Annotated in this window: 27 protein-coding genes; 24 read left to right on the top strand and 3 right to left on the bottom strand. The window is 67.7% G+C overall.

Features of this window, described 5'->3' with window-relative positions; translation table 11 throughout:
- Nucleotide 1 precedes the first annotated feature (1 nt).
- Nucleotides 2–1,699 (bottom strand): long-chain fatty acid--CoA ligase, encoded by a 1,698-nt coding sequence (locus ACSFCA_RS19585; protein WP_435460827.1) that lies wholly within the window; start codon nucleotides 1,697–1,699, stop codon nucleotides 2–4.
- A 215-nt stretch (nucleotides 1,700–1,914) separates the two neighbouring features.
- Between ACSFCA_RS19585 and ACSFCA_RS19580 the strand changes: the two genes are divergently transcribed.
- Complete coding sequence (locus tag ACSFCA_RS19580) at nucleotides 1,915–2,355, top strand: OsmC family protein (protein ID WP_435460828.1); 441 nt, start codon at nucleotides 1,915–1,917, stop codon at nucleotides 2,353–2,355.
- 43 nt (nucleotides 2,356–2,398) lie between these two features.
- Nucleotides 2,399–3,364: a Bug family tripartite tricarboxylate transporter substrate binding protein gene (locus tag ACSFCA_RS19575; protein ID WP_258350358.1), complete on the top strand. Its 966-nt coding sequence runs from the start codon at nucleotides 2,399–2,401 to the stop codon at nucleotides 3,362–3,364.
- 19 nt (nucleotides 3,365–3,383) lie between these two features.
- Here the strand turns inward: ACSFCA_RS19575 and ACSFCA_RS19570 are convergent, their stop codons facing one another.
- Nucleotides 3,384–4,109, bottom strand: coding sequence for a Crp/Fnr family transcriptional regulator (locus tag ACSFCA_RS19570; RefSeq protein ID WP_258350359.1), 726 nt, complete (start codon nucleotides 4,107–4,109; stop codon nucleotides 3,384–3,386).
- 142 nt (nucleotides 4,110–4,251) lie between these two features.
- Between ACSFCA_RS19570 and ACSFCA_RS19565 the strand changes: the two genes are divergently transcribed.
- The 22 genes from ACSFCA_RS19565 (at nucleotide 4,252) to ACSFCA_RS19460 (ending at nucleotide 21,943) form a co-directional block, all read left to right on the top strand.
- Nucleotides 4,252–4,761 carry an ester cyclase gene (locus tag ACSFCA_RS19565; RefSeq protein WP_258350360.1) on the top strand — a complete coding sequence of 170 codons (510 nt, stop codon included), beginning with the start codon at nucleotides 4,252–4,254 and terminating at the stop codon, nucleotides 4,759–4,761.
- Entirely contained in the window at nucleotides 4,758–5,531 is a 774-nt protein-coding gene (locus tag ACSFCA_RS19560; RefSeq protein WP_435460829.1) for an SDR family NAD(P)-dependent oxidoreductase, read from the top strand. Before ACSFCA_RS19565 ends, ACSFCA_RS19560 begins: the two co-directional genes overlap by 4 nt.
- Nucleotides 5,532–5,565: 34 nt before the next feature.
- Nucleotides 5,566–6,639 (top strand): MBL fold metallo-hydrolase, encoded by a 1,074-nt coding sequence (locus ACSFCA_RS19555; RefSeq protein WP_435460830.1) that lies wholly within the window; start codon nucleotides 5,566–5,568, stop codon nucleotides 6,637–6,639.
- Nucleotides 6,640–6,678: 39 nt separating this feature from the next.
- Complete coding sequence (locus ACSFCA_RS19550; protein WP_435460831.1) at nucleotides 6,679–8,016, top strand: MFS transporter; 1,338 nt, start codon at nucleotides 6,679–6,681, stop codon at nucleotides 8,014–8,016.
- Between the two features lie 88 nt (nucleotides 8,017–8,104).
- Complete coding sequence (locus ACSFCA_RS19545) at nucleotides 8,105–8,887, top strand: GntR family transcriptional regulator (protein ID WP_435460832.1); 783 nt, start codon at nucleotides 8,105–8,107, stop codon at nucleotides 8,885–8,887.
- Nucleotides 8,884–9,684: a transporter substrate-binding domain-containing protein gene (locus ACSFCA_RS19540; RefSeq protein WP_258350365.1), complete on the top strand. Its 801-nt coding sequence runs from the start codon at nucleotides 8,884–8,886 to the stop codon at nucleotides 9,682–9,684. Before ACSFCA_RS19545 ends, ACSFCA_RS19540 begins: the two co-directional genes overlap by 4 nt.
- A 15-nt stretch (nucleotides 9,685–9,699) precedes the next feature.
- Nucleotides 9,700–10,362 carry an amino acid ABC transporter permease gene (locus ACSFCA_RS19535; protein ID WP_093058300.1) on the top strand — a complete coding sequence of 221 codons (663 nt, stop codon included), beginning with the start codon at nucleotides 9,700–9,702 and terminating at the stop codon, nucleotides 10,360–10,362.
- A 24-nt stretch (nucleotides 10,363–10,386) separates the two neighbouring features.
- Nucleotides 10,387–11,040 carry an amino acid ABC transporter permease gene (locus ACSFCA_RS19530; RefSeq protein WP_435460833.1) on the top strand — a complete coding sequence of 218 codons (654 nt, stop codon included), beginning with the start codon at nucleotides 10,387–10,389 and terminating at the stop codon, nucleotides 11,038–11,040.
- Nucleotides 11,024–11,803: an amino acid ABC transporter ATP-binding protein gene (locus tag ACSFCA_RS19525; RefSeq protein WP_093078782.1), complete on the top strand. Its 780-nt coding sequence runs from the start codon at nucleotides 11,024–11,026 to the stop codon at nucleotides 11,801–11,803. The genes ACSFCA_RS19530 and ACSFCA_RS19525 overlap by 17 nt, the downstream gene beginning before the upstream one ends.
- Before the next feature lie 54 nt (nucleotides 11,804–11,857).
- On the top strand, nucleotides 11,858–12,346 hold the full coding sequence (locus ACSFCA_RS19520) for a GNAT family N-acetyltransferase (protein ID WP_435460834.1): 489 nt from the start codon (nucleotides 11,858–11,860) through the stop codon (nucleotides 12,344–12,346).
- A gap of 18 nt (nucleotides 12,347–12,364) precedes the next feature.
- Complete coding sequence (locus ACSFCA_RS19515) at nucleotides 12,365–13,258, top strand: LysR family transcriptional regulator (RefSeq protein ID WP_258350367.1); 894 nt, start codon at nucleotides 12,365–12,367, stop codon at nucleotides 13,256–13,258.
- 91 nt (nucleotides 13,259–13,349) lie between these two features.
- Nucleotides 13,350–14,330: a Bug family tripartite tricarboxylate transporter substrate binding protein gene (locus ACSFCA_RS19510; protein ID WP_435460835.1), complete on the top strand. Its 981-nt coding sequence runs from the start codon at nucleotides 13,350–13,352 to the stop codon at nucleotides 14,328–14,330.
- 2 nt (nucleotides 14,331–14,332) lie between these two features.
- Entirely contained in the window at nucleotides 14,333–15,301 is a 969-nt protein-coding gene (locus ACSFCA_RS19505) for a M14 family metallopeptidase (protein WP_435460836.1), read from the top strand.
- 58 nt (nucleotides 15,302–15,359) lie between these two features.
- Nucleotides 15,360–15,941 (top strand): DUF1439 domain-containing protein, encoded by a 582-nt coding sequence (locus ACSFCA_RS19500; protein ID WP_307617154.1) that lies wholly within the window; start codon nucleotides 15,360–15,362, stop codon nucleotides 15,939–15,941.
- Nucleotides 15,938–16,933, top strand: a complete 996-nt coding sequence (locus ACSFCA_RS19495) for a glycerophosphodiester phosphodiesterase (protein ID WP_435460837.1) — start codon at nucleotides 15,938–15,940, stop codon at nucleotides 16,931–16,933. Before ACSFCA_RS19500 ends, ACSFCA_RS19495 begins: the two co-directional genes overlap by 4 nt.
- Nucleotides 16,930–17,208 carry a hypothetical protein gene (locus ACSFCA_RS19490; protein WP_258350372.1) on the top strand — a complete coding sequence of 93 codons (279 nt, stop codon included), beginning with the start codon at nucleotides 16,930–16,932 and terminating at the stop codon, nucleotides 17,206–17,208. Before ACSFCA_RS19495 ends, ACSFCA_RS19490 begins: the two co-directional genes overlap by 4 nt.
- A 37-nt stretch (nucleotides 17,209–17,245) precedes the next feature.
- Entirely contained in the window at nucleotides 17,246–17,665 is a 420-nt protein-coding gene (locus ACSFCA_RS19485) for a hypothetical protein (protein WP_435460838.1), read from the top strand.
- Between the two features lie 77 nt (nucleotides 17,666–17,742).
- Nucleotides 17,743–19,218 (top strand): TolC family protein, encoded by a 1,476-nt coding sequence (locus ACSFCA_RS19480; RefSeq protein ID WP_435460839.1) that lies wholly within the window; start codon nucleotides 17,743–17,745, stop codon nucleotides 19,216–19,218.
- Between the two features lies 1 nt (nucleotide 19,219).
- Nucleotides 19,220–20,611, top strand: coding sequence for a multicopper oxidase family protein (locus ACSFCA_RS19475; protein WP_435460840.1), 1,392 nt, complete (start codon nucleotides 19,220–19,222; stop codon nucleotides 20,609–20,611).
- 33 nt (nucleotides 20,612–20,644) lie between these two features.
- Nucleotides 20,645–21,163 carry a cupredoxin domain-containing protein gene (locus ACSFCA_RS19470; RefSeq protein WP_435460841.1) on the top strand — a complete coding sequence of 173 codons (519 nt, stop codon included), beginning with the start codon at nucleotides 20,645–20,647 and terminating at the stop codon, nucleotides 21,161–21,163.
- 10 nt (nucleotides 21,164–21,173) lie between these two features.
- Nucleotides 21,174–21,620, top strand: a complete 447-nt coding sequence (locus ACSFCA_RS19465; protein WP_435460842.1) for a DUF411 domain-containing protein — start codon at nucleotides 21,174–21,176, stop codon at nucleotides 21,618–21,620.
- A gap of 32 nt (nucleotides 21,621–21,652) precedes the next feature.
- Entirely contained in the window at nucleotides 21,653–21,943 is a 291-nt protein-coding gene (locus ACSFCA_RS19460) for a copper-binding protein (protein ID WP_258350378.1), read from the top strand.
- A gap of 43 nt (nucleotides 21,944–21,986) precedes the next feature.
- Here ACSFCA_RS19460 and ACSFCA_RS19455 read toward each other — a convergent pair whose 3' ends face one another.
- The gene (locus tag ACSFCA_RS19455) at nucleotides 21,987–23,288 is read right to left on the bottom strand and encodes an NAD(P)/FAD-dependent oxidoreductase (protein WP_435460843.1); all 1,302 of its coding nucleotides are present in this window, start codon (nucleotides 23,286–23,288) and stop codon (nucleotides 21,987–21,989) included.
- Nucleotides 23,289–23,298 lie beyond the last annotated feature (10 nt).

The raw sequence follows: 23,298 nt of genomic DNA, 5'->3' as shown, positions 1-23,298 counted from the left end.
CTCACTTCGCCGCGTTCTCGTCCTCCTGCAGCAACCGCCACATCACCTTCCCGCTGCCGCTCTTCGGCAACGCATCGACGAACTGCACCTTGCGCGGGATCTTGTAGACCGCCATGTTCTCGCGGCACCAGTCGATGATCTGCTGCTCGGTGGTGTCCTTGTGCGTGGCGCGCAGCACCACTACGGCCTTGACCGATTCGCCGCGGTAGTCGTCCTTGGTCGAGATGACGCAGGCCTCCTGGATCGCGGGGTGGCGGAACATCAGCAGTTCGACCTCGGCCGGCCACACCTTGAAGCCGCTCGCGTTGATCATCCGCTTGAGGCGGTCGGTCATGAAGAAGTAGCCGTCCTCGTCCATGCGGCCCATGTCGCCCGAGCGGAAGAAGCGCTTGCCTTCGAACTCGACGAATGCGGCGGCCGTGGCGTCGGGGCGCTTCCAGTAGCCCTGGAACACCTCGGGGCCGTGGATGATGATTTCGCCCGATTCGCCGATGGGCATTTCGGCCAGCGTGTCGGGGTCGACCACGCGCGCGTCGGTGCTCATGAACGGAATGCCCAGGCACTGTTGCTTGGGGTGGTCCGACGGGTTGGTGTGCGAAGGCGCGGCGGTCTCGGTCAGGCCGTAACCCTCCTGGTACTTCAGCCCGTACTGCTCGAACAGGCGCTGCGCCACGGCCTGCGGCATGGCCGCGCCGCCACCGCCGATGTAGGTCATGCTCGACAGGTCGTAGCTCGCGAAGTTGGGGCTGGCCATGAGGTCGATGACCATGGTCGGGATGTTGGTCCAGGCCGTGACCTTCCAGCGCGAGATCAGTCGGCCGGCCACGTCGCGGTCCCAGCGCGGCATGATGATCAGCGTGGCCGCTGCGAGGATGGCCGTGTGCATCATGCTCACCACGCCGGTGATGTGGAACATGGGCACCACGGCCAGCACCACTGTCTCCGAAGTCGACCCGCCCCACATCTGGCCGGAGACCGCGTTGTGCATCAGGCTCGAATGGTGGTGGATGCAGCCCTTGGGAAGGCCGGTGGTGCCGCTGGTGTAGGGCAGCAGCGCCATGTCGTTGGCGCCCACCACGTGCTCGGGCGGCGGATGGCCGGCCTCGAGCGCGTCGGTCCAGGCGATGACCTTGCCGCCGTCCAGCGCGGGCAGCAGATGGCGGGTGGTGAGCCAGTCTTTCCAGGCGGGAGCCGGGGCGTCGTCGCCCGACGCGTCGGCGTCGAAGGCGTCGGTGAACTGGGTCACGATCATTTGGGCGAGCCGCTGCTCGGGTGGCAAGGCGTTGCTGGCCTTGGCCAGCTCGGGCGCCAGATCGCCGGTGATGATGGCCACCTTGGCGTCGGGATCGGTGATGTAGTGCTTGAGTTCCTCGGCCCGGTTCATCGGGTTGACCGGCACCACAACGGCATTGGCGCGCAGGATCGCGAAATGCGCGATCACCAGCTGCGGGCAGTTCTGCATGTCCAGGATCACGCGGTCGCCGCGCTTCACGCCCAGCGCGTGCAGCGCACCGGCCAGGCGCTCGGCCTGGGCGGCAAATTCGCGGTAGCTGATGACGCGGCCGAAGAACACGAGCGCGGGCTTGTCAGGGTAGCGTGCGGCCGAGGTGGCCAGGTTGTGCCAGAGAGATGTGGCGGGGACGGTAATCGAATGCGGGAGGCGTTTGGGCCAGAACTTGTAATGCGGGCGTTGTTGCATGGTGAGTACAGGCGGAACAAAGAAAAGCGCGACAGCCCGCCAGCCTAAGCCGCCAAGGCCGCCGCTCCCATCGGGGAAGCCCCCGGAGCGTCGCCTAGGTGACGCCATTTCTTCTCACATGCGCAACCTTCTGCTCACGCGCCCTGCGACTACAGACACGGGCCGCCTTCCGCGCGATACCTGTCAGCCCCCATCCACCGAATGAAGGAACCTCCATGGCAGCAGAAAAGCACGCAAGCGTTCACTGGGAAGGCGCCGGCAAGACCGGCAAAGGCCAGGTCAGCACCGAGACCGGCGCCCTGAAGGACTACCCCTACGGCTTCGCCAGCCGCTTCGAGGACGACAAGCGCGGCACCAACCCCGAGGAAATCATCGGCGCGGCGCATGCCGCCTGCTTCACGATGGCCTTCGCCTTCGCGCTCGAAAGAGAAGGCCTGGCCGCCACGAAGATCGACACCAAGGCGGCCGTGCGGCTGGCCAAGGACGGCGACGGCTTCAAGATCGACCGCATTGCGCTCGAACTCGACGCCAGCGTGCCGAACCTCGACGAAGCCAGGTTCCAGCAGATCGCAGCCGCCGCCAAGGCCGGCTGCCCGCTGTCGAAGGCGCTGGCGAGCGTGCCCGAGATCACGCTGAAGGCCACGCTGGCCGGCTGAGTGCGCTGCTTATGATCGTCTCCCAATAAAAAGGAGACGGATCATGAACAAGCTTGCCCGGACCGCGCTCGCGGTCCTTTCTTTCGGCCTCGGCACGGCCGCGATGGCGGCCTACCCCGACAAGCCGATCAAGGTCGTCATCGGCTTTCCGGCCGGCGGCCCGCTCGACCAGCACGCGCGCCTGCTCACCGACAAGCTGCAGGCCGTGCTCGGCCAGCCGCTGATCGTCGACTACAAGCCCGGCGCGGGCGGCTCGGTGGGCGCCGACGCGGTCGCCAAGAGCCCGGCCGACGGCTACACGCTGATGCTGGCCAACACCGGCGTGGCCGTGATCAACGGCGCGCTCTACAGCAAGCTGCCCTACAACACGCAGCGTGACTTCGTACCCATCGCTCGCACCGCCATGCAGCCGCTGGCGCTGCTGGTCACGCCCAAGCTGCCGGTGCAGAACCTCAAGCAGTTCGTCGACTACGCCAAGGCGCGGCCCGGCCAGGTCAACTACGGCTCGGCCGGCAACGGCGGCATCAGCCACCTGGTGCCCGAGATGTTCAAGACCGCGACGGGCATCTTCATGGTGCACATTCCCTACCGCGGCAGTGCTCCGGCCTTCACCGACCTGATGGGCGGGCAGGTGCAGTTCATGGCCGAGTCGATTCCGCAGGCCGCCAACTATCACAAGCAGGGCAAGGTGCGCGCGCTGGCCGTGACCAGCCGCGAGCGCAACCCCGCCCTGCCCGACGTGCCGACCGTGATCGAGTCGGGCGTCAAGGGCTTCGAGGTGGTGGGCTTCTATGGTTTTCTCGCACCGAAGGACACGCCGAAAGACGTGGTCGCCAAGCTCAGCGACGCATTCAGGCAGGTGCTGAACAACCCCGAGGTGCGCGACCGCATGGTGAGCCAGGGCGCAGACCCGGCCTTCCTGGGCAGCGAGGATTTCGGGCGCTTCCTGGCGACGGAAACGCCGCGCTGGGAGAAGGCGGTGAAGGCGTCGGGCGCTCGGATGGACTGACCGACCTGCCCGTTGGAGTTCAGCGCGGCGTGGCCGCATGCCGCTCCAGCTGCGCACGGTCCAGAAGCTCGATGCTGCGGTAGCGCACGCGCAGCGTGCCGTCTTCTTCCCACAGCTTCAGCTGTCGGTTCACGCTCTGGCGCGACACGCCGAGCATGAACGACAGGTCTTCCTGCGACACGCCCAGCAGCGTGCCGCCGCCCTCGCCCGGGCTTTGGGCGCGCGCGTCCAGCGTGAGCAGCCGGTGCGCGAGCCGCACCTGCAGCGGCATAAGGATCACGTCGTCGATCCACGCCAGCGCCTGGCGCAGCCTCAGGCAGACCAATCGGGTGAAGGCCATGTGCACGTCGGGGTGCTCGGCCACCAGCCGATGGAAATCGGCCGCCGCGACCACCGCCATCTCGGTCGTGTCGGCCGCGCAGGTGTCGTAGACGCGCTCGCGCCCGACCAGCAGCGACACCTCGCCAAACCAGTGGCCGGGTTCGAGCATCGCGATCACCGCCTCGCGCCCGCCCGGCGCGACCACGCTCACGCGCAACGAACCGCTGACCACGCCGAACAGTGCATCGGGCGACGACCCCTTGTGAAAGAGAGATTCGCCTCGCGCCAGCGTGCGCCGATGCGCCACGGCAAGCAGCCGCTGCTGCACGTCCTCGGCCAGCCGCATGTCGCTGTTGTGCACCGGTGACGGCTGCGCGTGCGGCGTGGCGCTGGTGGCGTTGGATGAAGGGGGCGTGCGTGGCATCGCGGGTTTGTCCCGAGCGGCGATTGCCAACACCGGACAGTCTTGTTGCGGGAGCGTGCCGATAGTAAGCAGCGAGCCCGGACCTGCGCATTCGCAGCAACCCGATGTCACCCGTCATCCCTGTCACATGGAGCACACCCCGATGAACACACAACGCACCGAACTTCAAGCCCGCCGCGAGCGCCTCGTGCTCGACCACTTCGCCGACGAGACCCGGCAGGACTTCGACGCCGTGCTCGGCACCTTCCCGCATCCGCACTACGAGCTGATTCCCAGCGGCGAAGTGCACGACGGTATTGCCGACGTGCGCCAGTACTACGCCGACACGCGCCGCGCCTTTCCCGACCAGCGGCACGAGATCATCCAGCTGCGACACGCCGACGATTCGGTGGTCGTCGAGTTCTGGCTGCTGGGCACGCACCGCGGCCCGCTCAAGGGCCTGCCGCCGACAGGCAACAGCTTTCGCTGCCGCATGAACGCGTTCTTCATCTTCGAAGGCGACCGGCTGGTATGCGAGCGCGTGTACTTCGACACGCTGACGATGCTTCGGCAGCTGCTGGCCGGTGTGCCCGCGGAGCATGTCGCCGCGCTGGTAGGCGGGTTGCTGGGCCAGCCAGCCGCAACTCGCGCACCCGAGGCGGCAGCTGCATGACTGCGCTGCGCAACGATGCGCTCGCAGGCCGCCACGCCATCGTGACGGGCGGCGCGCGCGGCATCGGCCTGGCCATTGCGCGGCGCTACCTGGCGGCTGGTGCCAGCGTCGCGCTGTGGGACCTCGACGCGTCGGTGCTGGCAAATGCGCTGCAGACGCTCGCGCCGCTCGGCACCGCAACCTCGGCAGTCGTCGACGTGCGCGACGAAGACCAGATCGCCCGTGCCGCCGCCCAGTCGCAGGAACGCTTCGGCGGCATTGACATCCTCGTCAACAACGCCGGAGTGCTCGGCCCGACCGTGCCAGCCTGGGAGCACACGCCCGCGCAGTGGCGCAATGTGCTCGACATCAACCTGACGGGCGCATGGCTGTGCTGCCGCGCGGTCGCACCGGTGATGCTCGCCCGGCGGCGTGGCCGCATCGTCAACATCGCCTCGGTTGCCGGCAAGGAGGGCAACGGCTTCAACGCCGCCTACTCGGCCTCCAAAGCCGGGCTCATTTCGCTGACCAAGTCGCTCGGCAAGGAGCTGGCGGCGGCGGGCGTGCTGGTGAACTGCATCACGCCCTCGGCGGCCGACACCGAGGTGTTCGCGGCTGTGCCCGTCGAGCACCGCGAACAACTGCGCACCGCCCTGCTCTCGCGCGTGCCGATGGGGCGCTTCGTCGAGGTCGACGAGGTGGCGGCCATGGCCGCATGGCTCGCGTCGGACGACTGCTCTTTCAGCACCGGCGCGGTGTTCGACATCTCGGGCGGCCGCTCGATGTACTGAGAGCCTGCGCGCCAAAAGCCAAGGAGAACTTCCCATGACCCGAGACCCCGACCCAACCGGCTTCGCACACCTGGCGGATTTCGACGGCACCCGCGACGCCGCCATGCCGCAAGACCGCCTGCGCGCCATCCGCCGCTCAGCCGAAGGCTTGCGCGAACGCCTGCTCGATGCGCCGCCGGTACGCTTCGCGCGCAGCTTCAACCTGCTGCGCATTCCGTACCCCGCATGGTTCGCCTTCACCGGCGTGTATTCGCAGCAGCTGCTCAAGCCGCACATGGTCCACCTGCTGGCGCGCACCGTGCTTATCCAGTACGACGACTTCGAGGGTCGCCTGCGCACGCTGCTGTTCACGCCGGCCGACTTCGAGGCCGGCAACGAAACGCCCTACTTCAAGCGCCTGGGCGAGCAGACGCCGAAATTTCTGCACAAGGCCATCGCACCGGTCTACCAGACCGTCCTGCAGGCGTTGGCAAGTTGCGGCGTCGCGCCGGAACAAGTCGACTTCATCACCTACGACCACCTGCACACGCAGGACGTACGCCGCTGGCTCGGCAGCGCCGCCATGCCGGGCCTGCTGCCGAACGCCAGGCTGCTGGTGCACCGCCAGGAACTCGCCAGCGTGCAAGGCTTGCTGCCGGTGCAGGCCGAGTGGTACTGCCCGCACGGGCTGGGCGGCGTGCCGGCCGAGCGCATCGTGCCCTTCGACGGCAGCATCCAGCTGGGCCGCGGCCTTGCGCTGGTGCATTCGCCTGGCCACACAGAGGGCAACCATTCGCTGGTCTACCGCACCGCCGACGGCCTGCGCGTGAGCAGCGAGAACGGCGTGGCGGCCGACAGCTGGGCGCCGCTGCAGTCGCGGCACAACGGCATCCGCCGCTACGCGCAGGCTACCGGCGCGGAGGTGATCCTCAACGGCAACACGCAGGAAAGCAGCAACGACCAGTACCTGTCGATGGTGCTGGAGAAGACCCTCGCCGGCACCTCGTCCTCGCACGGGTTCAGCAACGTGGTGCCGTCGGCCGAATGCTCGCCGCACTGGCTGTTTCCGGGCGCGCCGGCCAGCCACCTGTGGGGCGAGACCTGCTTCGGCACGCCCACCGTCGCCTGACACGCCGCCGCAGGAACAACACAGAAGGAGACACAGACGATGAACACCACCACCCTCGATGCCGCGGACGCACGCACGCCGGCCGAGACCACCGACGCCGCGCTCTTCCGCAAGATCACCTGGCGCCTGATGCCGCTGCTGTGCGCCTGCTATGTGCTGAACTATCTCGACCGCACCAACGTCGGCTATGCACAGCTGCAGATGAAGGACCAGTTGGGCTTCAGCGACGCGGTGTTCGGTCTGGGCGCGGGCATCTTCTTCATCGGCTATGCGGTGTTCGAGATTCCGAGCAACCTGATGCTCGCGAAGATCGGCGTGCGCGCGACGCTGCTGCGCATCATGGGCCTGTGGGGGCTGGCGTCGGCGGCGATGATGTTCGCGACCACGCCCACGCAGTTCTACGTGCTGCGCTTTCTCATCGGCGTGTTCGAGGCCGGCTTCGCGCCGGGCGTGCTGTTCTACCTGACGCTGTGGTTCCCGTCGCACCGCCGCGCACAGGCCACCGCGCTGTTCTTCATGGCTTTCGGCGCGGCGCCCATCGTGGCGGGGCCGATCGCCGGGCTCACCATGACCTACCTGGACGGCGTGCTGTCGCTGCGCGGCTGGCAGTGGCTGTTCCTGCTCGAAGGCATTCCGAGCGTGCTGCTGGGCGTGGCGGCGTTCCGCTGGCTGTCGAACAGTCCGTCGCAGGCGGCCTGGCTGTCCGCAGCCGAGAAGCAGCGCGTGGCGCGCCTGCTGGCCGAAGACCAGGCCGCGAACGGCGCCACAGGGCGCCACACCTTCGGTGCGGCCATACGCGACGCCCGGGTCTGGCTGATCGGCTTCATGTCGTTCCTGATCATCCTGGGCATCTACGCCATGTCGTTCTGGCAGCCCACGATCCTGAAGTCGATGGGGCTCAGCGTGCTGCAGATCGGCTTCTATTCAGTCATTCCGGCGATCGCGGGCATTGCGGCCAACATCGTCGTGGGGCGGCATTCGGACCGGTGCAAGGAGCGCCGCTGGCACTTTGCGCTGAGCGCAGTGGTGGGCGCTGCCGGGCTGGCGCTGACCACGCTCTTCATGCACAACGCCTTTGCCGCCGTGCTGTGCCTGGCACTGGCGGCCATGGGCATTTCCGCCGCGTTCACGGTGCTCTGGTCGGTGCCCGGCAATTTCATGTCGAAGAGCGCCGCGGCTGCGGGCATTGCGCTCATCAGCACCATCGGTGGGAGCGCAGGGCTGGTGGCGCCGATGATGGTCGGCGCGCTGAAGACGCTGACGGGCGGCTTCACCCTCAGCCTCTACGTGCTGAGCGGGGCCCTGGTGCTGTCGGCATTGCTCATGCTTGTGGCCCTGCCGGCGAGCGCACTGGGCCGGGGGCAAGCCCGGCGCTGAGCCCGCGCGCCCCTTTCGGGGTCATGTTCCATTTAGGTGCACAGATCTTGCATACCAGTTGGCACAGAAGCTGCTGGTATGCAGGCCTATGGCCATCTCCGCATCCGAAATCAGTGCACGCATCGTCGAAGCGGTGATGGCGCAGAAGCTCGCGCCGGGTTCGCGCCTGGGCGAGCAGCAGCTGGCGATGCTGTTCGACTGCAGCCGCACCATCGTGCGCGAGGCCCTCACGCGGCTGGCGGCGCGCGGCATCGTCACGGTGAGCGCGCGGCGCGGCTGGTTCGTCATCGAGCCATCTCAGGACGAGGCGCGCGAAGCCTTCGAGGCGCGGCGCGTGATCGAGCTGGGCCTCATCCGCAGTGCGGGCAGCACCGGAAAGATCGAGAAGACCGCCCTGCGCCAATTGAAGGCGCACCTTCAGCGTGAAAAGGCCGCACTGAAAGAAAGCGACGTCGGCAACCGCAGCTTCCTGCTGGGCGACTTCCACGTGTGCCTGGCCGAATGCCTGGGCAACACGCTGCTGGCCGACACGCTGCGCGACTACACGGCGCGCACCACGCTGATCGCCATGCTCTACCAGTCCACGCACGACGCGGTGCAGTCGTGCGAAGACCACGTGCAGATCGTCGCGGCGCTCGAGCGCGGCGACCATGCCGCCGCCGAGGCACTGATGGCCGAGCACATCGGCACGGTGCAGTCGGCGCTGCGCGTGCTGGCGCCCACCGATCCGCTCGCGCAGCTGCGCGATGCGCTGGCGCCGCTGCACAACACCAATGCCGCCCCGGCGCCCAAGGCCAGAAAGCGCCGCAAGGCTGCCGACGCCGCGTCCTCCGATTCAGATTCTTCGACTTACCTAGGAGCCCTGCTATGACCTTCTCTGCATCCAAACGCAACCTCGCCCTTGCGCTTGCTTCCGTTGCCATGCTGGCCTCGGCCGGCGGCGCGTACGCCCAGAACGCGCTCGACAACGTGCTCAAGGCCAAGACCATCAAGATCGCCGTGCCCACCGACTACCCGCCCTACGGCTCGGTCGACAAGAACATGAAGCCGCAGGGCCTCGACGTCGAAATGGCCGAGCTCATCGCCGCCAAGCTCGGCGTGAAGGTCGAACTGGTGCCCGTGACCAGCGCCAACCGCATTCCCTACCTGCAGACCAGGAAGGCCGACCTGGTGATCTCCACGCTCGGCAAGAACCCGGAGCGCGAGAAGGTGATCGAATTCACGTCGGCTTATGCGCCCTTCTTCCAGGCCGTGTACGCCGCCAAGAGCATGAAGCTCACCAGCTTCGCCGACATGGCCGGCAAGACCGTCGCCGTGACGCGCGGTGCGATGGAAGACCAGGAGCTGAACAAGGTGGCGCCGCCGAACGTCGACTACCGCCGCTTCGAGGACAACAACGCGACCATCGCCGCCTTCGTGGCCGGCCAGACGCAAACCCTCGCGACCAGCGCGGCGGTTGCTGGCGACATGCTCGCCAAGAATCCGAAGGTGAGCGCCGAGTTCAAACTGCTGCTGAAAGACAGCCCCTGCTTCGTCGGCGTAGCCAAGGGTGAAACCTCGCTGAAGACCAAGGTCAACGAAATCATTGCCGCCGCCAAGAAGGACGGCACGCTGGACGCCATGTCGAAGAAGTGGCTCGGCAAGGCAGCCGGCGACCTTCCCGTCTGATCGAACTGCGCGGCCATGAACATCGAGTTTGACTTTGGCGCGGTGCTCGCCGAATGGCCGCTGCTGCTGCGCGGCGTGGCGTGGACCGTCGGCCTCACCGCCGTGGGCACCGTGCTGGGCATGATCGTCGGCACCTTCTGCGCATGGGCGCGCTCGGGCGGCCCGAAGTGGCTGCGCGCCATCGTGGGCACCTATGTGGAGCTGATCCGCAACACGCCCTTCATCGTGCAGCTGTTCTTCATCTTCTTCGGGCTGCCGGCGGCGGGCGTCAAGCTCTCGCCGGAAGTGGCTTCGGTGATCGCGATGGTGATGAACCTGGGCGCCTATTCCACCGAGATCATCCGCGCCGGCATCGAGGCCACGCCCAAGGGGCAGATCGAGGCGGCCGTGAGCCTGGCGCTGAGCAAGTCGCAGGTGTTCCTGCGCGTGGTGCTGCCGCCGGCGCTGAAGAAGGTGTGGCCCGCAATGGTGAGCCAGATCGTCATCGTGATGCTGGGCTCCGCCGTGTGCGGACAGATCTCGACCGAGGAGCTGAGCTACGCGGCCAACCTGATCCAGAGCCGCAACTTCCGCGCCTTCGAGGCTTTCATCATCGCCACGCTGATCTACCTGGCGCTGTCGGTGGCGCTGCGGCGTCTGCTCGACTGGGCGGGTCCGAAGTTCTTCTTCGGCCGCTGACCGAATACCGAGGCCTTTTTCACCATGGCTGATTTTTCTCTCTGGGACATCCTGCGCAACCTGCTGATGGCGTTGCGCTGGACCGTCGTGCTGTCGCTCATCGCCTTCATCGGCGGTGGCCTCGTGGGTGCCCTGCTGCTGTTTTTGCGGATGCGCGGCGGCAAGGCGATCGGCAGGGTCGTGGGCCTGTATGTGCAGCTCTTCCAGGGCACGCCACTGCTGATGCAGCTGTTCCTGGCCTACTTCGGCATTGCGCTGTTCGGCATCGACGTGTCGGCGTGGACCGCGGCCAGCGTGGCGCTCACGCTCTACACCAGCGCCTTTCTCACCGAGATCTGGCGCGGCTGCGTGGCCTCGATCCCGAAGGGCCAGTGGGAAGCCTCGGGCAGCCTGGCCCTGAGCTTCGGCGAGCAGATGCGCCACGTGATCCTGCCGCAGGCCGTGAAGATCGCCATTGCGCCCACGGTCGGCTTTCTGGTGCAAGTCATCAAGGGCACGGCGCTGGCATCAGTGATTGGTTTTGTCGAACTCACCAAGGCCGGCAGCATGATTTCGAACGCAACCTTCAAGCCCTTCGTGGTGTTCAGCTGCGTGGCCCTGCTTTATTTTGTGCTGTGCTTCCCCGTGAGCCTGTACGCCAAGACCCTCGAGAGGAAAACCCATGGCCGCCGTGCTTGAACCGCAACAACCCGCCACCTCGGTGGGCGCTCCCATCGTGCGCATCACCGCGCTGCGCAAGTCTTACGGTACCAACGAAGTCCTGAAGGGCATCGACCTCGACGTGAAGCGCGGCGAGGTGATCGCCATCATCGGCAAGAGCGGCTCGGGCAAGAGCACGCTGCTGCGCTGCATCAACGGGCTCGAGGTGTTCCAGGAAGGCTCGCTCACCGTCGACGGCAAGCCGCTGCTGCATGAAAGCGCCATGGCCATGCGCGAGCTGCGCCAGCGCGTGGGCATGATCTTCCAGAGCTTCAACCTGTTTCCGCACCTCACGGTCGGCAAGAACGTGATGCTCGCACCCACACTGGTGAAAAAGCGCGGCAGCCTGGAAGCCGCCTCGCAGGCGCGCAAGCTGCTCACGCGCGTGGGCCTGGCCGAAAAATTCGACGCCATGCCCGACCAGCTTTCGGGCGGCCAGCAGCAGCGCGTAGCGATCGCCCGTGCGCTGGCAATGGAACCAGCCGTGCTGCTGTGCGACGAGATCACGTCGGCGCTCGACCCCGAACTGGTAGGCGAAGTGCTGCGCGTGGTGGAGTCGCTGGCCGACGAAGGCATGACGCTGCTGATGGTCACGCACGAGATGAGCTTCGCGCGCAAGGTCAGCGACCGGGTGATCTTCATGCACCAGGGCCGCGTGCACGAGATGGGGCCGCCGGCGGAGCTGTTCGGCAATCCGCAGACGGCGGAGCTCAAGCAGTTCCTGTCGTCGCTGCATGACTGAGTGATTGAGACTGAGAGGGGTCTTGCGGTCGGTCGGCTATCCTCCGCCACCGCGATGTACATAGAGCAAGCAACCTCCTCCGAAGCGGCCACAGTTGCCGCCGTTCTGAACGAAGCCGCCCAATGGCTCGCCGCCGATGGCCGACCGCTGTGGTCGGCCGCCGACGTCGGCCTCGAGCGCGTGCAGCGCGACACCGATGCCGGGCGCTACTTCATCGCACGCGAAAACGGCGACGTGGCCGGCGTGGTGCGGCTCGACATGGAAGACCCCTTCTTCTGGCCCGAGATCGAACCGGGCAGTTCGGCGTTCGTGCACAAGCTGGCTGTTCGCCGGGCGTGGGCCGGGCGCTGCGTGTCGACCGCCCTCCTGGCCTTTGCACGAGAGCGCGCCTTCGAGCTCGGGCGCAGGCATCTGCGGCTCGATTGCGTGGCAGACAGGGCGGCCCTGCGAAGCCTCTACGAACGCTTCGGTTTCCTGCTGCACAGCGAGATTCAAAAGGGCACCTCGTCCTTTGCCCGCTACGAACTCCCCTTGGGCAACTAGCCAGCCGCGCGCCGCACCATGCAATTCAAATGGATGGAGGACTTCATCGCGCTGGCGCAGACGCGCAGCTTCACGCGCGCGGCCGAGCTTCGCCACGTCACGCACCCGGCCTTCGGGCGGCGCATCCGCGCACTCGAGTCGTGGGCCGGCGCGACGCTGATCGAACGCGGCAGCTCGCCGGTCGTGCTGACGGCGGCAGGCGAGAGCTTCCTGGACAACGCAAGCCAGGTGGTGCGCAGCGTCGAGGGCTCGCGTGAAGAGGTGCACAACGTGGCCGGCAGGCAGGCCCGCACGGTGACGCTGGTCACGGGCCGCACGCTCGCGCGCACGGTAATGGCCGACTGGCTGGTGCGGCTGCAACCCGTGCTGCGCGATGGCGAGGTGCGCGTGCTGACGGGTGCGCTGGCGGAAACGGTGCGGATGCTGGAACACAACGAGGTGGATTTCTCGCTGATCTTTCATCACGCCGCGCTCACTTTCCGGCTCGATGGGCGGCAGTTTTCCCATGTGACGGTGGCGTCCGACAAGCTCGTGCCCGTGTCGCGCACCGATGCGCAAGGCCTTGCCAGGCACAGCTTCGACGGCACCGGCCAGGTGCCTTTTCTGTCTTATGTCCGCACGCTCGCCATGGGCCGCATGGTGGAAGACCTGCTCGCCAACAATCCGCAGGCGCCGCGCCTCCAACGTCGCATCGAATGCGATTCGGCCGATGCACTCTACGAGTACGTGCTGAGAGGGCTGGGCGTGGCATGGCTGCCCTGGTCGATGGTGCAGGGCGATTGCAAGGCCGGTCGGCTGGTGCCCGTGGGCGGCCGGCGCATGGAGGTGCGCTTCGAGGTTCGGCTCTATCGGCCGAAGCGCCGGCTGGGTCCGCTGGCCGAGGATGTGTGGCGGGCAATGACGCCGCGCTAGCCCAATCGGCACGGTCTTGTGCCAGTACGGCACCACACAGGAATGATCGGCCCCGCAGAATCCTCGGGATTACTACAACTCCGAGGCAACGATGCGTCTTCCCCGTACTTTCTCCTCCTGCCTCGCCGTGGCCCTGTGCGGCCTTGCCTGGGCCGCCGCCGGCCCGGCCAATGCCCAGGCCTACCCGAACAAGCCCATCACGCTGGTGGTGGCCTACCCGCCGGGCGGCTCGACCGATCTCACCGGACGTGCGCTCGGCGTCGAGTTGTCCCATCGCCTTGGCGTGCCGGTGATCATCGACAACGTGGGCGGTGCCGGTGGCGCTATCGGCGCGCAGAAAGTCGCCAATGCCGCGCCCGATGGCTACACGCTGCTCGCCGGTGCCAGCAACGAAGTGGCAATCAACAGGCTGGTCAACAGCAACGTGAAGTACGAGCCGAAGGACTTCACCCCCATCGGCCTGATTGCCTCGCAGCCGCTGGTCCTGGTGGCCGCCCCGGGCGCCGGCGTGAAGAACACCGGCGAATTCCTCGCGCTGCTGAAGAAGAACCCCGGCAAGTACAGCTACGGCAGCTCCGGCGTCGGAACCTCGCTGCACCTGGCCGGCGAAATGCTCAAGCAGCAGGGCGGCGTGTTCATGACGCACGTGCCCTACCGCGGCGTGGCGCCGCTCACCAATGACCTTCTGGGCGGCAACATCGACTTCGGCGTGTTCGTCCTCTCCAGCGCCCTGCCCTACATCCGCAGCGGCAAGATGGTGGCGCTGGGCACCACCGAGGCCAAGCGCTCGGCCATCACGCCCGATCTGCCGGCGCTCAGCGAGAGCCCGAGCCTCAAGGGCCTGGACATCGGCGTCTGGTTCGCGCTGCTGGGGCCGGCGAAGCTGCCGGAGCCGGTGCTGGCCCGGCTTAAGACGGCACTGAACGAGACGCTGCAGTCGCCCGACTTCCGCAAGAAGATGGAAGCCACCAGCTCGGTCGTCCCGACGTCGAACGTGGACATCGACAAATTCCTGGTCACCGAGACCGCCAAATACAAGACCATCGTCAAATTCGCCAACATCAAGGAATGAGCTTGTCCACGCTGTTTCAACTCCCCGCCCCCGATCTTTCTGCCTGGCGCGCCGGCAACACCGGCGTCGAAGGCGTCTGGCACTTCGAAGCCGAAGCGCCCGGCCGGCACGTGATGATCAGCGCGCTCGTGCACGGCAACGAAGTGTGCGGCGCCTGGGCGCTCAAGGGCCTGCTGGAGGCCGGCGTGCGCCCGCAGCACGGCACGCTCACGCTGGCGTTCTGCAACCTGGAAGCCTTCGACACGTTCGACGTGGCCGATCACGATGCCTCGCGCTTTGTCGACGAAGACCTCAATCGCCAGTGGCTGCCCGATCGCATCGAGGCCGGTGGCACGCGGGAGCGGCTTCGCGCCGCGGCGCTGCTGCCCTACGTGACCCAGGCCGACTGGCTGCTCGACCTGCACTCGATGCACGAGCCCTCGGCGCCGCTGACGCTCACCGGCATCCAGCCGCGCAATCTGCAGCTGGCGCAGGCAATGCGCAGCCCGGAGCACGTGGTCATCGACGCGGGCCACAAGGACGGCGTGCGCATGCGCGACTTCGGCCGGTTCGGCGCGCCCGATGCCGACGCGCAGAGCGACGCCCTCGCACTGCTGGTCGAATGCGGATTCCATGGCGACCCGGCCAGCCGCACCGTGGCGCAAGACCAGTGCGCGCGCTTCCTGCGGGCGGCCGGCACGCTGGACGACAACGCCATCGCGCAACAACTGGCCGGCTGGCTGCAGCCGGACGCGCCCCGTCAGTGGGGGCTGGACGTGACCGGCCCGGTGGTGGCGCGCAGCGAGGACTTCCGCTTCGCGCAGCCCTTCACCGGCCTGGAAGTGATCGAACGCGCGGGCACCGTGATCGGCTGGAACGAGGGCGAGCCCGTGGTCACGCCCTACGACGACTGCGTGCTCGTAATGCCTTCCACGCGCCAGGCCAAGCCCGGCGTGACGGTGGTGCGTTACGCCCGTCGCCGGCTCCTCTAAGGCCTCCCCGGGGGGCAGCTGGCGGGAACCTTTGCGGCTGTGGCAAGCTCGGGACGGTATGAACCTCCGCACCCCGTTCCCCACTTCCCGCCGTCGGGTACTGCGCGCGCTGCTGGGCGCCGCGGCCCTGCAGGCGCCCTTCGCGGCGCTGGCCGGCTTCAATTTCTTCACCAGCGAATACACCGCCACCCGCGACGAGCTGCAGACGCAGATCGCCAAGCGCTTTCCGGTGGCCGAGCGCTATGCCGAGATCTTCATGGTCGGGCTGCGCGATCCGCAGTTGGGCCTGGACGCACGCGGCAACCGCGCAGCCATCACGGCCACGCTGACCATTGCCAGCCCGCTGCTGGCGGCCTCGCCGGTGCAGGGCCTGGTGTCGGTCAGCAGCGCACTGAGGTACGACCCGGCCACGCGCGCGCTGCGGCTCGACCAGCCCAAGGCCGAGCGCCTCGAGCTGCAGGGCGTCGAAGGCCGCGACGCCGAGAGGCTGCAGAAGATCGGCGCCGTGGTCGCGCAGGAGCTGCTGCAGGGCCAGGTGCTGCGCAGCTTCACGGCCGACGAACTGACGGTCGGGCGCAAGACTTACGAGATTGGCGACATCACTGTGCAAGACAACGGGATCAAAGTGCAGCTCAAATGAAATACGCCTTTCTAGCCTCCGCCCTGCTCATGGCCGGCTGCGCCGCCGTCCTGCCCACGGCCAAGCAGCACTTCGACCTCGAAGCCCATCGCGGCGGACGCGGGCTGGCACCCGAGAACACGCTGGCCGCGTTCTCCAATGCCGTCGACCTGGGCGTGACCACGCTCGAGCTCGACATCGCGCTCACGGCCGACGGCGTGGTCGTGATCTCGCACGACACCTCGCTCAACCCCGACCACACGCGCGATGCGAGCGGCGCCTGGCTGGCCCCGAACACCGGCGCGGCCATTCGCTCGCTCACGCTGGCGCAGCTGCAGACCTACGACGTGGGCCGCCTCAACCCGGCGAGCAACTACGGCAAGCAGTTCGCGCTGCAGCAACCGCGCGACGGCGAGCGCATTCCCACTCTGGCCGCGCTGTTCGCGCAGGTGCAGGCACGCGGCGCCGACGCGGCCACGGTGCGCTTCAACATCGAGACCAAGATCGACCCGACCAAGCCCGAGGAAACCGCCGCGCCCGAGCCGATGGTGCGCGCGCCGCTCGCCGAGATCGACAAGGCGAAGATGGCCGACCGCGTGACGATCCAGAGCTTCGACTGGCGCACGCTGGCGCTGGTCGGCAAGCTCGCGCCGCAATTGCCCCGCGCCTACCTCACAACGCCCCGCACGCTGAAGGACAGCCGCTGGACCGCCGGAATCGACGCGGCCGGCTTCGCCTCGGTGCCGCAGATGGTCAGGGCCGCTTCGGCCAACGCGCCGGGCCCGGTGATCTGGTCGCCGGCCTTTGCCGACCTCACGCCCACCGTCATCAAGGAAGCGCAGAAGCTCGGCCTGAAGGTGCTGCCCTGGACCGTGAACCAGCGCGCCGACATGCAACGGCTGATGGACTGGGGCGCGGACGGGATCATCACGGACTATCCGGACATCCTGCGCGACCTGATGCGCGAGCGCGGGCTGTCGCTGCCGCCGCCCGGAAAGAACGGTAAGCAATGAGCGCCGCACAGCAACTCGACGCCATCGCCGCGCGCATCGCGGCCCTGCGCAGCGACGGCGGCGGCTCCGTCACCACGCTGTCGAACGAAGCCCGCGCCAGCACCGAACTGCTCGGCGCCCTGCCACCGCGCTACGGCGAGGTACTGCTGAGCCTGCTCGACCGGCTGGAGTCGAGCGCGCTCTTCAGCGAGGAAAGCTGCTCCTTCAGCCAGAAAGACCTGCTCGACAACCTGCAGGTGTGGGTGGACAAGGCCCGAGGCCAGCTGGTGTCTTGAACTGGCGCCTTGAAGCACAGGTTTATCATCCCGCCCCATGCGCACCCTGCTGCTCGCCCTCATGATCGCCCTGCTGCCCATCCGCGGCTGGCTCGGCGATGCCATGGCGGTCGAGATGGTGCGGCATTCGCTGCCGGCGGCTGACGCGGCCGTGTCCATGGCGACTGCGGCTACTGAAGCCCATTGCCACGAGGCGATGGATGACGGCAACAGCATGAACATGCAGATGGACATGGCAGACCACGCCGGTTCGCATGACAACCACAGCAGCAACGACGGCACTGGCCATCAAGGCTGCGGCACCTGCACCGCCTGCCAGGTCTGCCACACGGTGGCCCTTGGCGGCATGCCCCTCGTCGACATCGTGCACAGCGCGCCCCAGGCGCCGCCTGCGGCACACGCGGCCCCCTTCGCAAGCGCAGAGCCCGCACAGGGCCTGAAGCCGCCCATTTCCTGATCTCCCTGCCCGTAGTCCGTCCGCAGTGAGCCCTTTCCGGCTCGCGGCGTCCGTCGTATTGCTCATGGAGATCGAGCGTGAACCCCATTGTTCGCCGGCAGCGTGCCGGCCCCCCTTGCTATCGAAGAAGTAGCACGCCGCTCAAACGCGCCGCTGCATTCGCAAGCGTCCTGATACTGGCCGGCTGCGCCAGCCTCTCGCCCGACGGAGGCTCTGCCGACGTGCAGGCGCTGGTCAACGGCAACCCGCTGATGGCGGGCACCACAGCCCAGCGCGCGCCAGACGAGGCTTCGCAAAAGAGCGTCGATGCCCTGCTCGCCAAGCCGCTGGACGTCGAAGCCGCGGTGCGCATCGCGCTCATCAACGGCCCGCGAGTGCAAGACGCCTTCGCCACCCTGCAACTGAGCGACGCCGACCGTGTGCAGGCCGCGAGCCTGCCGAACCCGGTGCTTTCCTTCAGCCGTCTGGCGCAGGGCAGTGAGCGCGAGTTCGAGCGGATGCTCAGCTTCAACGTGGTGGGCCTGGTCACGCTGCCATGGCAGGCCCGATGGGCTGGCCAACGGCACGAGGCGGCCAAGCTGCAGGCTGCGCAGAGCGTGCTGATGCTGGCCGCCGACACTCGCCGCGCCTGGGTGCGCGCGGTGGCCGCGCAGCAGAGCGTTGTCTACCTGCGCGATGCAAAGGAAGCAGCCGAAGCCGGCGCCGAGCTCGCGCATCGCATGGCCCAGGTCGGCAACTGGAGCGCGCTGCAGCGCACGCGCGAACAACTGCTGCTGGCCGATGCGTCCGCGCAGCTCGCGCGTGCCGAACAGGCGGCTGTCGCGAGCCGCGAGCAGCTCACGCGCCTGATGGGCCTGAGCGGCGCTCGCGCCAGCTACACCCTGCCCGACCGCCTGCCACCGCTGCCGCAAGCCGCGCCGGAACTGGGCGACGTGCAGGCGCTGGCGCTGCGCGACCGTCTCGACGTGCGCTCGGCCCAAGCGCAGAGCACCGCCATGGCCGGCTCGCTGGGCCTCACGCATGCCACCAGCGTGATCAATGCGATGGAGCTCGGCGTAGCGCGCAACACCACCTTCGACAACGACGCCGACCGCACGAAAAAGACCAAGCGCGGTTTCGAACTCGACCTGCCCATTCCGATCTTCGACTGGGGCCAGGCCCGCAACGGCCGCGCCGAGGCGCAATACCTGCAGTCGGCCGCCCGCGTGCGCGACGTGGGCGTGCTCGCCGCGAGCGAGGCGCGCGAAGCGTGGCAAGGCTGGAACACCGCCTACGCCATTGCCCGCCGCTACCGCGACGAAGTGCTGCCGCTGCGCAAAAAGGTCAACGAAGAGATGGTCCTTCGCTACAACGGCATGCTCGCCAGCGTGTGGGAACTGCTCGGCGAAACGCGCGCCAGCATGCTCGCCGTGAACGCCGGCATCGAGGCGCAGCGCGATTTCTGGCTGGCGGACACCGATCTGCAGCTGGTGCTCACGGGCAGCTCGCCCGGTGGAATGACGGCCCTGCAGACCGCAGCGGCCGGCGATGCCCCCGCAACGGGAGGCCATTGAAATGAACCGTCGCAACTTCTTCGCAGGCGCAGCCACTGCCGTCGCCGCAACCACCGTCAGCCGTGTGTCCATGGCAGCGCTGCCCGAACCTGTGTCGCAAGGCTCCACCGCCACGGCGCCGCCGCTCGTTCCGCCTAACGGCCGTTCGTACAACCCCGTCGTCACGCTCAACGGCTGGACGCTGCCCTGGCGCATGAACGCAGGCGTCAAGGAGTTCCACCTCGTCGCGGAGCCCGTGGTGCGCGAGATGGCGCCTGGCTTCAAGGTCAACATGTGGGGCTACAACGGCCAGTCGCCCGGCCCGACCATCGAGGTGGTCGAGGGCGACCGCCTGCGCATCTTCGTGACCAACCGGCTGCCCGAGCACACCACCGTGCACTGGCACGGCCAGCGCCTGCCCAACGGCATGGACGGCGTGGGCGGCATCACGCAGCCGCACATTCCGCCGGGCAAGACCTTCGTCTACGAGTTCACCGCGCGCCGGCCCGGCACCTTCATGTACCACCCACATGCCGACGAGATGGTGCAGATGGCGATGGGGATGATGGGCTTCTGGGTCACGCACCCGAAAGAAAACCATCCGCTCATCGACCCGGTGCAGCGCGACTTCTGCTTCCTGCTCGGCAGCTTCGACGTCGAGCCCGGCAGCGCCACGCCCAAGGTCAACACCATGACCGACTTCAACATCTGGAGCTTCAACAGCCGCGTGTTCCCGGCCATCGACACGCTCAACGTGCGCAAGGGCGACCGCGTGCGCATTCGCGTGGGCAACCTCACGATGACCAACCACCCCATTCACATCCACGGCCACGAGTTCGAAGTGACCGGCACCGACGGCGGCCCCGTGCCGCGCACCGCGCGCTGGCCGGAGGTGTCGGTGGATGTCGCGGTAGGCCAGATGCGGCAGATGGAATTCATCGCCGACGAGGAAGGCGACTGGTCGCTGCACTGTCACAAGGCGCACCACACCATGGGGCCGATGGGCCACGACGTGCCGACCATGATCGGCGTGGACCACAAGGGCGTGGCCGAGAAGATCCGCAAGCTCGTGCCCGACTACATGGTGATGGGCGACAAGGGCATGGCGGACATGGGCGAAATGGAAATGCCCATTCCCGACAACACCGTGCCGATGATGACGGGCACCGGCCCCTTCGGATCGGCCGAGATGGGCGGCATGTTCACGCTGCTGAAGGTGCGGCGCGACCAGAAGCCCGGCGACTACCGCGACCCGGGGTGGTTCAAGCACCCGGCCGGCACGGTCGCACGCGAAGTGCCGAACGCGAACGTGCCGCCGGCCACGCGCAAGGAAACACCCACGCCGTCGTCGAAGAACGGCAGCCCTGACGCAACCGTGCGCAAGCCCTCCGGGTCTGGCGCACACAACCACTGATTCCTCTCCCCTTTCCTCCCTGGAGCTCAACTCATGAACAAGACACTCATCAAGTCCATCGCCGCGGGCCTCGTGCTCGCGGCCTCCGCCACTGCGTCGCTGGCCCACGAGGCCCACAACGGCCCCAAGCCCAAAGGCGCCGCCACGCTCGCGCCCGAGCAAAAGGCCTGGGGCATCGCGGCCAAAGCCAATGCGGTGAAGCGAACCATCGACATCGCGATGGCCGACGACATGACCTTCACGCCCTCGGTCATCGAAGTGCGCGAAGGCGACACCATCCGCCTGAGGCTGAAGAACCGTGGCAAGGAACTGCACGAACTCGTGCTCGGCACCACCGCCGAGATCGAGGCTCACGCGGCCATGATGAAGAAGTTCCCGGACATGGAACACGACGACCCGTGGATGGTGCACGTGCCCGCCGGCAAGACTGGCGACATGGTCTGGACCTTCAACCGCGCCGGCGATTTCGACTTCGCCTGCCTCGTGAAGGACCACTACGAACTCGGCATGGCCGGTCGAATCCGCGTGCTGCCTGCCGCCGGCAAATCCTGAAGGAGACCTCATGCAAAGAAGAAAGCTTCTGCTGGCGCTGGCCTCGACCACCTTGCCTTTCACAGCGATGGCCGCGGCACCGATGGTCGAGATCTGGAAAGACCCGAACTGCGGCTGCTGCCAGGACTGGGTGAAGCATCTCAACAAGAGCGGCTTCGCCACGCGCGTGCATGACGAAGGCAACGCGGCCGCGCGCACCCGCCTGGGCGTGCCCGCCAAGCTGGGCTCGTGCCACACGGGCCTTGTCGGCGGCTACGCCATCGAAGGCCACGTGCCCGCACGCGAAGTGCAACGGCTGCTCAAGGAAAAGCCCAAGGCCGTCGGCCTCGCCGTGCCCGGCATGCCGGTCGGCTCGCCAGGCATGGATGGCCCCTCCTATGGCGACCAGCGCGATCCCTACGACGTGCTGCTGGTGCTGGCCGACGGCAGCACGCGCATCTATCAAAGCTATCGCTGAATCAACCAATTGCCGAGGAAAGCAAACTCATCATGAAGAAACTGTTCACCGCACTCTCTGCCGCCCTGCTCGCTGCATCCGCCTTCGCGCAGGCCGCCTTGCCAACCGTCGAAGGCGAGGTCCGCAAGGTCGACACCGACGCGAAGAAGATCACGCTGAAGCACGGCGATATTCCCAACCTCGAGATGACGGGCATGACGATGGTCTTCCGCGTGAGCGACCCCGCGTTGCTCACGAAGGTGAAGCCCGGCGACAAGGTGCAGTTCACGGCCGACAAGGTCGACGGCGCACTCACGGTGCTGTCGATAGCTCCGGCGAACTGAGCTTCGTCTGCGTGCGTCTTGCGGAACTGGAGCGCGGCGAACTCTAGGACTGGAAGCGCCCCGGATCGAAAGGCGCCAACGGTATCTCCGCAGCAACTCCCGCGAGCAGCTGCGCCGCCAGCCTCCCCGTGCGCGCCGAGCCGCACAGGCCGACGTGGCCATGCCCGAAGGCCAGCACGATGTCGGCGCTGGCACCTGACGGGCCGATGCAGGGCAGCCCGTCGGGCAGGCTCGGGCGGTGTCCGAGCCAATGCTTCACGGAAGGCGCGCCCGGCGCGGGCCGTGCAAGCGACGGAAACATCGATTGCAGATGCTCGTACAGGATTTCGGCGCGGCGCCAGTCGGGCGCCGCTTCGAGGCCCGCGATCTCGACCTGCCCTGCCGCGCGCAGGCCGCCGTCCATCCAGTGCGCGATGAGCTTGCCGTCGGCCACCATGGTCGGCGTGCGCGGGCCGGCCGTGGCGTCTTCGACGACCACGTGGTAGCCGCGCTCCGACTCCAGCGGCACCGCGGAGCCGGCCGATGCGGCCAGCGGACCTGAGCGGGCACCGGCACAGATTGCAGCGCCGTCGCAGGCGATTTCGCCGGCCTCCGTGCGCACCGCGCGCAGCCGGCCGCCCTCGATGCGAAAACCCGTCGCGCGGGCGGCGACGCGTTCGGCACCCGCATCGACTGCATGCCGCGCCAGGGCCGCCACGTAGGCGCCCGGATTGCGGCAGTGCCCGGCTTCGGGCACGAAGATGCCGAGCGTGTAGCGCGCTGCCAGATCGGGCTCGCGGCGGCGCAGTTCATCTTCCGGCCATTCCTCCCACTGGACGCCGACGCGCCGGCGCACGCGCCAGCCCAGCGCATCGCCATCGAACTCTGCGCGCGAACGGTAGGCGTGCAGCAGCCCGCGCCGCTCGATGAACTGCGGCACGCCAGCCTCGGCGGCCAGTTGCGCATGCAGCGCGGGCGCGTCGGCCAGCAGCGTGCGCAGGGCATCGGCTGTACGCTGCACGCGCGCCTCGGTCCAGCCCGAGGCCAGATAGCGCAGCAGCCATGGCAGGGCGCGCGGCAGGTAGCGCCAGCGCAAGGCGAGCGGCCCGAGCGGGTCGGCCAGCCAGCCCGGCACCTTGCGCCAGGCTCCCGGCAGTGCGGGCGGCACCACGGAGTGCGACGACAGCCAGCCGGCGTTGCCGTAGCTCGTGGCATGCGGACCGCCCGGCTCGCCGGGCTCCACCACCGTCACGCGCAGGCCCGCGCGCAGGGCTTCGATGGCGGTGGCGCTGCCCACCGCGCCCGCGCCGATCACCACGACATGACGGCGGCCGCCGTCGGGGGAGAAACTTCTTGCAACTGTCATGGTGGGGATC

This window comes from Variovorax multivorans, assembly GCF_051216835.1.
Lineage (GTDB): Bacteria > Pseudomonadota > Gammaproteobacteria > Burkholderiales > Burkholderiaceae_C > Variovorax.
Note: the sequence above shows the minus strand (reverse complement) of the source record. Positions and strands in the feature narration are given on the sequence as shown.